General features: G+C 33.8%; 20 protein-coding genes and 1 other RNA gene. 17 read left to right on the plus strand and 4 right to left on the minus strand.

Annotated elements, in window-relative coordinates; all coding sequences use genetic code 11:
• Positions 1–73: 73 nt before the first annotated feature.
• The 5 genes from H9636_RS05960 to fosM all read left to right on the plus strand — a co-directional run bounded on the left by H9636_RS05960 (position 74) and on the right by fosM (position 3,535).
• Complete coding sequence (locus H9636_RS05960) at positions 74–538, plus strand: NUDIX hydrolase (protein WP_191706707.1); 465 nt, start codon at positions 74–76, stop codon at positions 536–538.
• 229 nt (positions 539–767) lie between these two features.
• Entirely contained in the window at positions 768–1,136 is a 369-nt protein-coding gene (locus tag H9636_RS05965; RefSeq protein ID WP_191706708.1) for a MerR family transcriptional regulator, read from the plus strand.
• Positions 1,137–1,171: 35 nt separating this feature from the next.
• Positions 1,172–2,482 carry a hemolysin family protein gene (locus H9636_RS05970; RefSeq protein ID WP_191706709.1) on the plus strand — a complete coding sequence of 437 codons (1,311 nt, stop codon included), beginning with the start codon at positions 1,172–1,174 and terminating at the stop codon, positions 2,480–2,482.
• 128 nt (positions 2,483–2,610) lie between these two features.
• The gene (locus tag H9636_RS05975) at positions 2,611–2,919 is read left to right on the plus strand and encodes a putative quinol monooxygenase (RefSeq protein WP_191706710.1); all 309 of its coding nucleotides are present in this window, start codon (positions 2,611–2,613) and stop codon (positions 2,917–2,919) included.
• A gap of 193 nt (positions 2,920–3,112) precedes the next feature.
• Positions 3,113–3,535 (plus strand): FosM family fosfomycin resistance protein, encoded by a 423-nt coding sequence (fosM, locus tag H9636_RS05980; RefSeq protein WP_191706711.1) that lies wholly within the window; start codon positions 3,113–3,115, stop codon positions 3,533–3,535.
• 74 nt (positions 3,536–3,609) lie between these two features.
• On the opposite strand, the gene H9636_RS05985 is transcribed toward fosM, so the two are convergent.
• Positions 3,610–4,068 carry a DinB family protein gene (locus H9636_RS05985; protein WP_191706712.1) on the minus strand — a complete coding sequence of 153 codons (459 nt, stop codon included), beginning with the start codon at positions 4,066–4,068 and terminating at the stop codon, positions 3,610–3,612.
• 162 nt (positions 4,069–4,230) lie between these two features.
• Between H9636_RS05985 and H9636_RS05990 the strand changes: the two genes are divergently transcribed.
• Positions 4,231–4,764 carry a GNAT family N-acetyltransferase gene (locus tag H9636_RS05990; protein WP_191706713.1) on the plus strand — a complete coding sequence of 178 codons (534 nt, stop codon included), beginning with the start codon at positions 4,231–4,233 and terminating at the stop codon, positions 4,762–4,764.
• A gap of 51 nt (positions 4,765–4,815) precedes the next feature.
• Positions 4,816–5,718 carry a PhzF family phenazine biosynthesis isomerase gene (locus tag H9636_RS05995; protein WP_191706714.1) on the plus strand — a complete coding sequence of 301 codons (903 nt, stop codon included), beginning with the start codon at positions 4,816–4,818 and terminating at the stop codon, positions 5,716–5,718.
• 81 nt (positions 5,719–5,799) lie between these two features.
• Here H9636_RS05995 and H9636_RS06000 read toward each other — a convergent pair whose 3' ends face one another.
• Positions 5,800–6,045, minus strand: a complete 246-nt coding sequence (locus tag H9636_RS06000) for a YkuS family protein (protein WP_191706715.1) — start codon at positions 6,043–6,045, stop codon at positions 5,800–5,802.
• Positions 6,046–6,379: 334 nt separating this feature from the next.
• Between H9636_RS06000 and H9636_RS06005 the strand changes: the two genes are divergently transcribed.
• Positions 6,380–7,147 (plus strand): SDR family oxidoreductase, encoded by a 768-nt coding sequence (locus tag H9636_RS06005; protein ID WP_191706716.1) that lies wholly within the window; start codon positions 6,380–6,382, stop codon positions 7,145–7,147.
• 50 nt (positions 7,148–7,197) lie between these two features.
• On the opposite strand, the gene H9636_RS06010 is transcribed toward H9636_RS06005, so the two are convergent.
• Positions 7,198–7,974 (minus strand): 3-hydroxybutyrate dehydrogenase, encoded by a 777-nt coding sequence (locus H9636_RS06010; RefSeq protein ID WP_191706735.1) that lies wholly within the window; start codon positions 7,972–7,974, stop codon positions 7,198–7,200.
• 198 nt (positions 7,975–8,172) lie between these two features.
• On the opposite strand from H9636_RS06010, the gene H9636_RS06015 reads away from it, so the two are divergent.
• The 3 genes from H9636_RS06015 to H9636_RS06025 all read left to right on the plus strand — a co-directional run bounded on the left by H9636_RS06015 (position 8,173) and on the right by H9636_RS06025 (position 10,468).
• Positions 8,173–8,646 (plus strand): GNAT family N-acetyltransferase, encoded by a 474-nt coding sequence (locus tag H9636_RS06015; protein ID WP_191706717.1) that lies wholly within the window; start codon positions 8,173–8,175, stop codon positions 8,644–8,646.
• A 79-nt stretch (positions 8,647–8,725) separates the two neighbouring features.
• Entirely contained in the window at positions 8,726–9,502 is a 777-nt protein-coding gene (locus H9636_RS06020) for a class I SAM-dependent methyltransferase (RefSeq protein ID WP_191706718.1), read from the plus strand.
• A gap of 150 nt (positions 9,503–9,652) precedes the next feature.
• Entirely contained in the window at positions 9,653–10,468 is an 816-nt protein-coding gene (locus H9636_RS06025; RefSeq protein ID WP_191706719.1) for a lipid II flippase Amj family protein, read from the plus strand.
• A gap of 41 nt (positions 10,469–10,509) precedes the next feature.
• Here H9636_RS06025 and H9636_RS06030 read toward each other — a convergent pair whose 3' ends face one another.
• Positions 10,510–11,130 carry a flavin reductase family protein gene (locus H9636_RS06030; RefSeq protein WP_191706720.1) on the minus strand — a complete coding sequence of 207 codons (621 nt, stop codon included), beginning with the start codon at positions 11,128–11,130 and terminating at the stop codon, positions 10,510–10,512.
• Positions 11,131–11,228: 98 nt separating this feature from the next.
• Between H9636_RS06030 and H9636_RS06035 the strand changes: the two genes are divergently transcribed.
• From H9636_RS06035 to ssrS, 6 genes are all read left to right on the plus strand, one after another.
• The gene (locus H9636_RS06035; protein ID WP_191706736.1) at positions 11,229–11,912 is read left to right on the plus strand and encodes an ArsR/SmtB family transcription factor; all 684 of its coding nucleotides are present in this window, start codon (positions 11,229–11,231) and stop codon (positions 11,910–11,912) included.
• A gap of 111 nt (positions 11,913–12,023) precedes the next feature.
• On the plus strand, positions 12,024–12,509 hold the full coding sequence (locus tag H9636_RS06040) for an HIT family protein (protein WP_191706721.1): 486 nt from the start codon (positions 12,024–12,026) through the stop codon (positions 12,507–12,509).
• A 30-nt stretch (positions 12,510–12,539) separates the two neighbouring features.
• Entirely contained in the window at positions 12,540–12,854 is a 315-nt protein-coding gene (locus H9636_RS06045; RefSeq protein WP_191706722.1) for a hypothetical protein, read from the plus strand.
• A gap of 60 nt (positions 12,855–12,914) precedes the next feature.
• Positions 12,915–13,361 carry an NUDIX domain-containing protein gene (locus H9636_RS06050; protein WP_191706723.1) on the plus strand — a complete coding sequence of 149 codons (447 nt, stop codon included), beginning with the start codon at positions 12,915–12,917 and terminating at the stop codon, positions 13,359–13,361.
• 140 nt (positions 13,362–13,501) lie between these two features.
• On the plus strand, positions 13,502–13,648 hold the full coding sequence (locus H9636_RS06055; protein ID WP_191706724.1) for a YfhE family protein: 147 nt from the start codon (positions 13,502–13,504) through the stop codon (positions 13,646–13,648).
• 172 nt (positions 13,649–13,820) lie between these two features.
• A non-coding RNA gene (gene ssrS, locus H9636_RS06060) (6S RNA) lies at positions 13,821–14,011 on the plus strand.
• Positions 14,012–14,110 lie beyond the last annotated feature (99 nt).

Here is a 14,110-nt window from a genome sequence, read left to right on the forward strand (position 1 = left end):
TTAGGGAAACGCTTTATTTGAAGGAAAAGAATTATCCATTGTAGAAATAAATATTTAGGAGGTGGATGAGGAGATGGATGCCGTATTTAAAACAGAAAATGCAATTTTTAATTATCGTGTAGCAGGTGTTTGGCTATATAAAAACCATGTCTTACTGCATAGAGATGTAAACGATTTTCTTTGGTCATTACCTGGGGGTAGAGTGAAAATTGGTGAAGATTCCCAAAATGCTATCAAAAGGGAGTTTGAAGAAGAATTAGGGATAAAAATAAATGTGGGGAAATTAATATGGTCTGTTGAAAATTTTTTCGAATACAATAGCAATAAGTTTCATGAAATTGGTTTTTACTATTTTATTTCAAACGTTCCAAAAGATTTTGACAGTAAAATTTTTAATGGGAAGGAAGGGGATCGGTTAATTTATCGATGGACACCTATTGAAGAACTTCCATCATTAGAACTATATCCAAAATTTTTAAAAACCGAATTGAAAGTTATACCAAGTGAAACTGAACACTTCGTTGTAAAAGACGGTTAAAGCTTTTGTAAAATCGTCCTCCTTCATCTACATAATTTGTTCCTATACGAATAACCCTCATAAAAGTTTCAAAATTAAGTAACAACAATTTTTCATTATGAAATGATTGTGACATGATGGCAGATTCATAGAATAATCATTAAGAAGAGTGTATAATATAAACTATAACGTGATGGTTGGAGGGAAAATAATTGGGAACGAGAAATTAAAAATCGGAGATTTAGCCAAAATGACTGGGATTACAAAACGTACCATTGATTACTATACAAATCTTGGTTTGCTAAAAGCAGAACGTTCTACTTCGAATTATCGTTTCTATACTTCTGAAGCAATCGAACGAATTCATGAAATAGAAGCTATGAAAGCGCAAGGAATGTGTTTACAAGATATTAAAAAATCATTGGACGTTGAACATAACGGTAATCCTAAAGAGGACTTACAAGAAATTTGTTTGCACATGCAAACATTACAATCTGAAGTTTCAACACTTATTGAAAGTATGAATCGTCAGGAACAATCAACAAAAGAAACAATTAAAAATAAAGTGTTACCAGAAAGTGTTACATTAATTCAGTCTTTATTAAGACTAATAACCTAGGAGGTGAAGTCTTACTTTTTTAAGTAAGACGATTTTTGACCGCATTAAATTTAATCATTTTTGCTATATTAATAGCTTTAACCGCTTTTTTCGTTGCAACGGAATTTGCCATTGTAAAGGTGAGGCAATCTAGAATTGACCAATTAGTTGCAGAAGGAAAAAAAGGTGCTTTATCTGCGAAACATGTAACGACCCATTTAGATGAATATTTATCTGCCTGCCAATTAGGTATTACCGTTACAGCCCTTGGTATTGGTATGGTTGGGGAATCAACATTTGAGTTTATTTTACATCCGATGTTCGAATCAATTGGAATTGGCGAACAATATATTCATTTCTTCACGATTGGGGCAGCCTTTGTTATTGCAACATTTTTACACGTTGTAGTAGGGGAATTGGCACCAAAAACAGCAGCGATCCAAAAGTCTGAAAATATTACACTACTATTTGCAAGACCAATTATGATTTTCTATAAAATTTTATACCCATTCATTTGGTTCTTAAATGGTTCAGCCCGTATTTTAGTAGGTATTTTTGGTATGAAACCTGCTTCGGAACATGAACTTTCCCATACAGAAGAAGAGTTACGTTTATTAATGACTGAGAGCTATAAAAACGGGGAAATTAATCAAACTGAGTTAAAGTATGTGAATAACGTCTTTGAGTTCGATGATCGAATTGCCCGTGAAATTATGGTTCCACGAACGGATATTATCGCCTTTGAAAAAAATACAACCTTTGAAGAAGTATTAAAAACCATTCAAGAGGAGCGTTATACTCGATACCCTGTTTATGAAGAGGATCGGGATAACATGATTGGTTTTATTAATATAAAAGATTTCTTAACTCAAGGTATGAGCAATCGAATTACAGCTGAAAATTTCTCTTTGGAGCAATTTATTAATCCTGTTATTAATACGATTGACACGATTCCTATACAAGAATTATTAACGAAAATGCAAAAGCAACGGACACATATTACCATTCTTCTAGATGAATATGGTGGTACATCGGGTCTTGTCACGGTTGAAGATATTTTAGAGGAATTAGTCGGAGAAATTCGTGATGAGTTTGACGACGATGAAATTCCTGAGATTCGAAAATTAAAGGATGGTCACTATATTGTCTACTCTAAAATGTTATTAGAAGATGTGGCTAAACTTTTACAAATTGAACTAGATAATCCTGATGTCGATACCCTTGGTGGTTGGTATTATTCACAAGATATGGATTTAAAATCTGATCATTGTATTGAACATGAAGGATATACTTTCTCCATTCATGAAATCGATGGCGTTCAATTACGCTACATTGAAATTAAACAAAATTCAAATTTAGTCGTTTAATGTTTCTAAACACTTCACCTTGCTATAGGTGGGGTGTTTTTTATTTGAAGAAATAATAATGGGAATATAGGAGAATGGTGTGGTGATGGAGAAATAGTATTGGGAAACTTATTTTGGAGGGGAATAATATGGAGAAATTTAGTTTATTCGTTAAGTTTACAGTTCAGGAAGGAAAACGGGAAAATTTAGTAGAGATATTGCTAGAGGCTGCAAAGTCAATGGTGCAATTAGAAGATTGTGAGATATATCTTGTGAATATTGTAGAAAAAGAACTGAACGCTGTTTACGTTTATGAAGTGTGGAGCAATGAACAAGCACATCAAGCTTCCTTAGTGTTAAAAACAACACAAACTTTAATACAACGGGCAAAACCATATATAACAGGAATGGAGAAAATGGGAACATTTATTACAAAAGGAGGAAAGGGGATTTCTTAGGAAATTTGACAATCTAGATTCAATCTAGTTTTTATTTTAGGAAGACAGATGACAATGGGGAAAAATGAAACAAGTAAAGGCAATGTAAAATATTTAAAGAGGTGATGGAGTAGAAGGAAATATATTTATTAAATTAGCAGCTTTACTCGAAATTCATAAGAACATTGACTAACATTAAAAATGAGGTGTTTACATGAACATAAAAGGACTAAATCATTTATTATTTTCTGTTTCAAATTTAAAAGAATCTATCGCATTTTATAAAAATGTCTTCGATGCTAAGTTGTTAGTAGAAGGAAAAACGACCGCCTATTTTGATTTAAATGGAATTTGGCTTGCCTTAAATGAGGAAAAGGATATCCCTCGTACAGAAATTCATGACTCATATACCCATATCGCCTTTACAATCGAAGAAGCAGAATACGATTTAATGTATCGTAAACTTAAAAACTTGAATGTCAACATCTTAATAGGCCGCCAACGGGATGAACAGGATAAAAAGTCGATTTATTTCACGGATCCGGATGGTCATAAATTTGAGTTTCATACAGGTACTTTACAAGATCGATTGGATTATTATAAAAAAGACAAGACGCATATGAGGTTTTATACTTAAAAAAGTTAAATACATAGGAGCTAAAAAGAAGGAGCGCTATTCATCGATGAATTGGCGCTCTTTATAAATATAACTTATAATAGTTTTTTAATATCGAGGATCGTTTGTAAGTGCATGCCTTCATGGAAAATAGTGCGAATTAACACTTGTTCGATTGTATTCATTCCCATTTCAGTAGGGTGAAATTCTTCTTCCAATCGTTCTCCAAACCGTTCTTTAATGATTTTCGGTTGGTTATTCAGTAACCCTTTTAATCTTTCAAAACTAGGGGTCTCATCGGAAAAATTTGAGGGAGAAGTACCAAATCCAAACCAATCATGAAATGTTTTAGGCACATTTTCTTTTTCTTTCGTCAATGCTTCAATCCATAAAAATTGATCTAAATATATATGCCCCATATTCCATCGAATATTATTACGAAATCCGATTGGAATCATTTCTGCTTGTTCTTCTGTTACATCAATTAAAACCCCTAGTAACTCACTTCTATAACTTTCTAATTGGTTGAATAAAATTTCATGTCGATGCTTCATTTTATATTCTCCTTCCTCTAAATAACTAATATATTTGACAAAGAAGGGAATTTTCCTTTTGTTATATAAAAATGGATCCAATTAGAAAATATAAAAAGGTTTACAACAAAAGTTGTTCCTTTATAGTAAAATTTAATCAAATGATTGCTTGGGAGGGAGAACATGTTTAAGTGCAAACTGAATGATGAGTTGGAAATAAGGTTGTTAGAAATTAGACATGCTGAAGAACTTTATCATTTAACAAATCAATCGAGAACCTATCTTCGTGAATGGTTACCATGGGTTGATTTTACGAAAGACGTAGATGATTCAAAAGCTTTTATTGAAAGTACATTAAAGCAATTTGGCAATAATGATGGATTTCAAGCAGGGATTTGGTATAAAGGAAACTTAGCAGGTGTAATAGGGTTGCATCATATAAACTGGGTTAACAAATCAACATCGATAGGTTATTGGTTAGGAGAAGGTTTTCAAGGCAAAGGTATTATGACGACTGCTTGTAAGGCTGTAATCGACTATTGCTTTAATGAATTGAATTTAAAGCGAATTGAAATCCGCGTAGCTACAGATAATCACAAAAGTCTAGCCATTCCTGAAAGACTTGGGTTTGAAAGAGAAGGGTGTCTTCGAAGTGTGGAATGGTTATATGATCATTATGTCGATCATGTAGTATTTGGTTTCATTAATCATAACTGATTATTCAAATGGCAAAATCGATAAGGAAAACTAAAAAAGGGGAATAGGATTATGAAGTCAATTACCGTTCATCATTTTGATGCCTTTAGTAATCAACCAAATAAAGGAAACCCAGCTGGGGTTGTATTAAACGGGGATGATTTAACTGATGAAGAAATGCAGAAAATAGCGTATGAAGTAGGATTTAATGAAACATCCTTTTCTGTGAAGTCAGAAATAGCAGACTTAAAAATACGCTTTTTTACACCTGGTCACGAGATGAATTTATGTGGTCACGCCACGATGGCAACAATCTTTGCTTTAAAAACAAAAGGTCTATTAGGAGACAAAAGTCAATTAACGATTGAAACGAAGGCGGGCATTTTACCAATCTCGATTCAAACATCCGATGAAAACGAACTGCTGATTACGATGAAACAGGCAACGCCAAAATTCGAACAATTTACCGGTTCGAAAGCAAAATTGGCCCAATCGATTGGACTGGAAGAAACGGATCTCCATGAAACTTTACCGATTTTATATGGAAGTACAGGAATATGGACATTATTAATCCCAATAAAGGAATTAAAAGCCTTTGAAAAAATGAAACCAAACACTAAAGAGTTTCCTACTATATTAAAGGATATGCCTAAAGCATCTGTACATCCATTTTGTATGGAAACTTTTGATCCGAAAGCAACGATGCATGCCCGCCATTTCTCTTCTCCTTATTCTGGCACTATTGAAGATGCTGTAACGGGAACTGCTTCAGGAGTAATGGGTGCATATTATGGGAAATATATAATGAAGAATGAGTATGATTCGCTTCACCTCATAGTTGAGCAAGGACAGGAAATAGGAAAAGACGGTCGTGTCTTTGTGGAAGTTTCGAAAAATAATGAATCATTTGATATTGAGATTACTGGAAATGCAGTACATGTTCGAGATTTCGAAGTTTTGCTAGAAAAAGAATAAGGTTTTCCAAAGTGATTTACATATTTTAAACATAAAAAGGTGCTGCTCTAGGCTTAGACTAGAAAAGCACCTTTCTAGGTTCTAATGGAACATTTTGTCTACACGTTCAACTACTTCATCAGCAGATAAGCCACTTGCATGAATAACCGATCCTTTTGTTACTGTATCGCTGATTCCCATAACGTTTTCATCTTGGCCAGTAATAACACAACAATCACAATTTTTTGCATCTTCTTCACTGCGAAGTTGAATAACTTCATAACCCTTTGCCTTTAATGCAGCTTCAACATTCGATAAGGATTGTTCAACACCAATTATGTTAGGCATTTTCCTTCCACCTCCTATAAGTAATGTGTCATTTATGTCTGCTAATTATTCATAGTGGAAGTATTTTTTGTAGTAGTTTGATTTGTATTTCCTCATACACTTGAGGGCTAACGAAAAATGTATAGTTTTAGAAATATAAAAATACGTCGATTAAAAACCATTCAAAGAAAGGGATACTTCCTCTGGAAAGAATAGAAGGAAAAGTTTTAGGCCATTCATTACAATCACTTATGTAACGAAAGAGACCTCAAAATGTTTATCACTGTCATTCATGAAACGAATTTGTTATGATATGTAAACATTTTAATGACTTTCAAACTTGGAGTGATAACAAATGAATTTATCAGGAAATACCATTTTAATAACTGGTGGAGCTTCTGGTATTGGGCTAGCCTTTGCAGAAAACTTTATGAAAGCAGGAAATAAAGTAATCATCGTAGGGCGAAGAGAAAATAAACTGGCAGAAGCAAAGGAAAAGTTCCCTGAATTACATACAAGAGTTTGTGATGTATCGGTTGAAGAGGAACGAATTCAATTAATTGATTGGGTAACAGAAAAATTCCCAGATCTTAATATGATAGTTAATAATGCGGGCATCCAGCAGAGAGTTAATTTGCTCAATGAAAAGAAAGAATGGAGCTATTATCAAAATGAAATTGCGATTAATGTTGAAGCCCCAATTCATCTTTCTATGCTTTTAATTCCTCATTTCTTAAAGCAAAAACAGGCAACAATCCTTAACGTAACATCTGGGCTCGCGATACAACCAGGAGTTTGGGTACCGATTTATAGTGCCACAAAGGCGGCAATGCACTCATTTACAGTAACATTACGCCAACAATTAGAAAATACAAATGTAGAAGTAATAGAAGTATTACCTCCTGCTGTTAATACAGATTTAGGTGGTGCGGGTCTTCATACTTTTGGTGCTCCATTAAATGATTTTATAAATGCCATCTTTGAAGGGTTGAAAAATGAACAGCTAGAAATTGGTTATGGCGGCACTGAAAAGCGGCTTTTTGCTTCAAAAGAAGAACTTGAACAAGGGATGAAAAATGCTTGGGAAAACTTTTTAAAAAGAAATCCTGATTTTCTAAATTAATTATATAAACGAAAAAGTCCGTCTCCACCATGACGGACTTTTTTATATATTTATTGTGATGTATAGCCACCATCAATGACAACGGCTTGTCCTGTAATACTTTTTCCTTTATCACTCGCAAGGAATAAGGCATAATCTGCAATTTCACTTACATCCAATAATTTTTTTTGAGGTACTTGAGCAAGGATAATGTCTTCAAGCGCCCGATCTTCAGGGATATGACGCGTTTTCGCTAAATCCGCAATTTGACCGCGTACAAGGGGCGTGTCAACATATCCTGGACATAAAGCATTAACGGTAATACCGTCTAGAGCTCCTTCTAATGCGGCTACTTTTGTTAGTCCGATAACACCATGTTTTGCACTATTATAGGCAGCCTTACCAGCAAATCCGATTAACCCATTAATAGATGCGATATTAATAATGCGTCCCCATTTTTGCTTTTTCATAATAGGGAATACTTCTCTTGTAAGGATGAAAGGTGCAATCAACATTATTCTATGCATTAATTCAAATTTAGCAGTTGAAAATTCTTCAATTGGTGCGACATGTTGCATACCCGCATTATTAATGACGATGTCAATGGAACCAAATGTCTTCTGAGTTTCCGTAACTAAATTTTTCAAATCTTCTTCATTCGTAACGTCTGCTTTTACTCCAATTGCCTCATAACCGGCACCGTTAAGGGATTGAACAGATTCTTGTAATAAATCGACATTAATATCAGATAGAACAACCTTTGCCCCTTCTTTTGCAAAGTGTTCTCCAATCTTAAATCCAATTCCTTGGGCAGAACCAGTCACAATCACAACTTTATCCTTTACCACCATACATAACGCCTCCATATTATAAAATTTTCCTCTTATTTTATTCTATTCTCTATCCGCTATAAAACATGTCTATATTTATAGTGTTTGTTCTAATCAGTTTAAAAGTTAAGTAGTTTCTAATATTGGAAAACGATAAGGAGGAAAATAATTAGTTTTAAGGAATTATTTGTATAAGTAGACGAAGGAGGATAATAGATGAAAATAAATGTTGTATCAGCCAAAGTAGAAGATTTTAATGAGGTGAATGTTATTGTGAAAGAAGGACAAGATCAACATGCAGAAGCTCTTCCTAATATTTTTAAAAAAGTGGAGCAAGTGATGCCAGAAAGTTATTTTCAACAGTTGTTAGCAGAGTCGAATTGTGACATTTTGATTGCGAAAGAAAATCAAACTGTTATTGGTTTTGTTGTGGTGGAAATAAAAAAATCCCCTGCCTTCGAATCAATGGTCGAGAGAAAATATGCTTATATAAACGATTTTGGTGTGAAATCTAATTATAAAAGGGGAGGGGTCGGAACGACATTATTTAATGCATGTGTAGAGTGGTCGAAAGAAAAAGGGGCACAATCATTGGAATTAAACGTTTGGGAATTCAACGAACAAGCCATTTCCTTTTATGAGCGTTTTGGAATGAAAACGATGAGCAGAAAAATGACCTTAAATTTATAAATTATAATGAGTTGTTATGTAGACATATGATTTATCTAAAAAACTAAGGAGATGTAGGACATTTAAAGGAGGGGTCTTTATGGGAATTGATTTTCACGAGAAGAAAAACCGTAATTCGTATACAACTCGAAAGGCTAACCAATCTTGGATACAAACGGTGAAAGAACTCGTACCGATTAACAATACGACCCACGCGGTAGATATTGGATGCGGAGGAGGAATTTATTGTAAAGCACTAGCGGATATGGGAGTGGCAACTGTAACAGGTGTTGATTTTTCAGAAGTGATGATTGAGGGAGCAATTATTAATTGTGATAACTATCCAAACATTTCTTTTCACAAAGGAAATGCTTTTGAAACGGGTTTAAAGGGAAATTACTATGATTTATTGCTTGAAAGGGCATTAATCCATCATATCGAGGATTTACAAAGCTGTTTTAAAGAAGCATATCGAGTGCTCAAAAAAGGCGGTTATTTAATTATTCAAGATCGTACGCCGGCTGATTGCCTTTTACCTGGTGATGAACAACATATTCGAGGATACTTTTTCGAACTTTTCCCAAAGTTAAAGGAAAAGGAAATTCAACGAAGACATTCAAGTAATTTGGTTATGGAAACTTTGACAGAGGTTGGTTTTAAAGAAATAGAAGAAGTGAAATTGTGGGAAATTCGAAACATCTATGACAATAAAGGGCAGTTACTAGAAGATTTGAAGGAAAGAACGGGTAGAAGCATTTTACATGAACTTGACGATAAAGAATTGAACTTATTAATTCACTCTATTGATGATGCCGTATCGAAAAGGACCAACATCATAGAAAAAGATAGATGGACATTTTGGAAAGCTGTTAAATGATAGATGAATATGAGTTTGCCATATGAGATGGTCACTCTTATTTGCTTAACTAGGTAGTCTTTTCAACCTCTTTTAACACGAATGATATTGTTTCCAAAAAAATTAAAAGAACCTGTATAATATAGAGAAATAATTTGTTGGAGGCTTTATATGGAATACATAACAAATAAAATCGTTGTGGTGGCAATATTTATATTAATCGTAACGATGATTGAGACGTTAGCTTATTCAACGAGAATATCTGGTGCAAGGGTGAAATTAATAGCTACTGCATTATCTTTATTTAGCACGTTAGTCATCGTTTCAAGATTTTCCACAATGATTCAACAGCCTCTTACTGCAAAACTCATTGCTGAAGCACCAGATAGTAATAAACTAAATTTTATAGAGGAGCAATATCGAATATTAATTGGGGTTACTTCTGTTGGCGTATTACTTGGAATAATGCTTTTTCCAACTTTCATCAACATTTTTTCAAGAGCCATCATCCAATTATCAAATGAAAGAGGTTCGATTATCTCCGCAATAGGAAAACAATTGAATCCAACAGGAATAAAGAAAATAATTTCTTGTTTTCGTGTCCCGAAGTTGAAATTTTTACAGGGGATTACATTCAAAACAATCCCTAAACGATTATTTGTAGTAAATGTGATTGTTTCCGCTGTATTTACCATCGGTGTATTATCCTCTTTATATGCTTCTATGTTAGTTCCAGAAGATTATGCTCAAGCGGCATTAATGTCATCGGGAGTCATTAATGGAATTGCGACGATTTTATTAACACTGTTTATCGATCCGAAAGCTTCCGTTTTAGCCGATCGAGTGATGAAAAATCAATGTGATTACGTTTATTTAAAAAGTTACTCATTGACGATGATTAGCTCGAAATTTGTAGGTACTATAGTAGCACAACTATTGTTTATACCAGCTGCCTATTATGTTGCATGGTTTGCAGAATGGATTTAATTTAACAAAAGCTTAAGGAGGTTCCCTAAGCTTTTTTGCCGTTAAATTTCTGCTCGAAAAGTTTTCCCTAGATGTTCACCTAGACTAAAATAATGGCGGAAATTATAGATAAGTGGACTCCATTGGTTGGGATTGATATGGTTTTCGCCAATCAAAATGTCTTTATGGGCGTGTACTTGAATCGACTGGGTTTCTACAATGGCAAATTGGGGTGAATAATCTGGTATTCGAATATCTTTCACCTTTGCTTCAATTTGTAGGGGACATTCTGATATTCTTGTAGGTTTTACTAAAGTTGATGGAATAGGCGTTAACCCACTCGCATGATATTTGTCTTTTTCAAAACGAAATCCACTATTTATTTTATAATCAGGAACTGGATGTTTCCCTGTATAATGAGCCAATCGTTCAACATTTTCCCATAAAGATGGATCTGGGACATTTATAACACATTCTGGATGCCTAGTTAAATTTTCTAATGCTTTGCCATCAACTCCAAGGCCAATGATGATACAATCTCCTAAAGCCCATGATGATGAGATAGGACTTATATTCACCGTATCATCTTCATTTAGTGTATTTAATAAAATAACTGGTGTTCCGTAATATAAAATTTTCGGTTCAATCATTTTTGTCTCTCGTGCTTGAGCAATTTTTTTCATGTTTATTTCCTCCTTGATGGTATTCTCATTTCCCATTGTAGAACATAATTATTTCCACTATAATCGAAATATGGAATACATAGGAGATGATCATGAAAATGAATGCAAATGCGAATCCGAACGTAGCAATCATCGCTTCCCTTGTGAGTGAACCTTCCCGCGCGGCAATTTTAACCGTCTTACTCGATGGTAGATTTCATACAGCGGGGGAATTAGCGTATGCGGCAGGTATTAAACCACAAACAGCAAGTTTTCATTTAGCCAAAATGGTGGATGCGAACGTTGTTCACGTAGATAAACAAGGAAGACATCGATATTATGGAATTCGTGATCAAGAAGTAGCCCACACGATGGAAATACTTTTGACAATTACCCCACCTTTAAAAGTAAAATCTTTTAAACAATCCACAGAAGATAAGGCTTTACGGTATGCAAGAACGTGTTATGATCATATCGCTGGAAATGTAGGTGTTCAATTAGCTGATTCTTTAAAGAATTCAGGTATTCTTTCAGAAGAATTTATCGTGACTGAAAAAGGGATACAATTTTTCCAATCATTCCAAGTAGATCTTCATCAGATAAAGAAGAAACGTCGTTCATTCTGTCATAAATGTTTAGATTGGAGTGAAAGACGTCATCACATTGGTGGCGCATTAGGGAATGCTTTACTGGAAAGATTTTTGGAGTTGAATTGGGTTGAACGTATACCGAAAACACGTGCAATTAAAATAACGCCAAAAGGGAGACAAGGTTTTAAAGAAACGTTTTTAATGGATGTTTAATTTAGAGAGTGAAAAGCCGTAATGAATACACGGCTTTTTTTAAAAAATAACAAAATTCATTTCAAATAGGGTATGGAACAATGGGTATAAGTTAATGTAGGGGGTAAGTATTTGAAAATCATTACTTTATCGAATGGGAATAATGTCGAAGTAGAATGTTTAAGTTGTGCAATCACAAGTGGAATTATTATACCTGATGGAGGTGTCGTGTACGAATCAGAACATTTTCATGTCCATCAAGATGTTGCTTATCCGATTAAAGGGTTAATGATTGTAGCGTCAAAACGCCATGTGAAATGTTTGGATGAATTAACTGAAGAAAAAAAGTTCGATTATATAAATGTTTTATCTAAAATAAGACAGGCTCAAAGAGAAATTTTAGGAATAAAATATGTTTACTACTTTTACAATGAAGACACTACCCACCACTTTCATACTTGGATGGTACCAAGATATGATTGGATGTATGAATTTGGCCGTTCCGTAGAATCAGTTCGCCCCATTTTACTCCATGCAAGAAATCAGATGAATCATAAAGAAAATGTGCTAGAAGTGATGGCAGCAATTGACTGTCTAACAAAAGAACTTGATCGTTAAAATCAGTTTTTTACTAAGGGAGATGAAAAAATGAAATTTTCCCGCTGGATCCATTTGAAAAATATTTCCCTCTGGTTTTATTTATGTTCTTTGTTTCTTTATTTTATAAGTTTCGTCGGTGCCTTTTCAGTTGGGTTATATATTATCTTTGGTGCAATCGTATCTTTATTATTCGGATTATCTGTATCATTGAAAATTTTAACGAAAAAAAGAAATCCTTACTCGGTTCTTACAATTTCCATTGTCATCGTTGCAATTTCATTTATCCTTTGGTATTTGTTAGTCCGTTATATAGATGATTTTTATATTTTCTATCCCTTTACGTTGTTAAGTTGGGGAAATTAACAAAGGACTATTTCCTTGATACACTAATGGTAAGATGAATCACTATCCAAGGGGTGAAACATGGAACAGACAAATCATAATCAGTTTGAATTTGTTGAATTTATTTCGATAGAAGAAGAATTAACTCAATCTTATCCTTTGGCTGGTTCATATGCTGTAGTGAAATGTGACAACAAATTTTTGTTATGTTATAACATATGGAGACAACGATGGGAAATACCGGCTGGAAAAAGGGAAGCCAATGAAACCCCAAAACAATGTGCGATAAGGGAACTTTTTGAAGAAACTGGGCAACAAGTATATGATATGGCGTTTAAAGGTTTAATAAAGGTAAAAAATAAAACGAATCATCAGATCAAGCATAATCCTGTTTATATGATTACAGTTGAAAAATTGGAACCATTTATCCCAAACAATGAGACCTCCTCTATTTTATTATGGGATTTAAAGGAAAAAATTGGTTTGATGGATGAGGTTGATAGAAAAGTATTGAATTTTCTAAAATAATTTTATTAAATAGCGTGCACATTTTGATCTACAGAATTCATGAAATTTTAAAAAAATGAAAACCCTTTCAAAATCCAATGGAATATCTATCTCTACATCGGAAAAACTGATAAAGACTAAAAATGAGAGGAGTGTTTCATATGGGTAATGAAAAGGCGCCCCACGAGCAGTTAACAACGAAAGATAATGGACTAACATCGACTCAAGAAGTCCTATATCGCAAAGAATTTAAACGGGCAGATAAAGCAAATGACAAAAATAATAAACAAACAAAAAAGTTAAATTAAAAACGAAAAAATAACTATATTGATTATTCCCCTAAGAGATAAGTTTACTTCTTAGGGGTTTTTTATTGAAAACAGAAATACAATATATTCCACCGTTACAAATAATAAATAGTTGACATTTTTCTTTGTAAGTACTTACTTGTGCAGGTGAAAAAAATCATATAATATAACATTAAAGCTACGTTGTACGTAAAATATTAAGTTTTAACCTTTGAACTGTAAAAGGGAGTTTTATATCGAAGGTGGAATGGCGAGCATCACACTCCGGTGATTGATGATATACAGGATATCTTTTGCGAACACCCACTTTGAGGAGTGGTGGTTTAAAACTTTCTATAATCATTACGGCAAGGTGGCTTTGCATACATAAGATGTATCGCAAGGCTAAAAAGAGGCTGGGACAAAAACCCTCCTCTAAATAAAAAAAGCCGGTGAAATTTTACGAAAAGTAAAATTTCACCG

The sequence above is a fragment of the Ureibacillus galli genome (assembly GCF_014836845.1).
Taxonomy (GTDB): Bacteria; Bacillota; Bacilli; order Bacillales_A; family Planococcaceae; genus Ureibacillus; species Ureibacillus galli.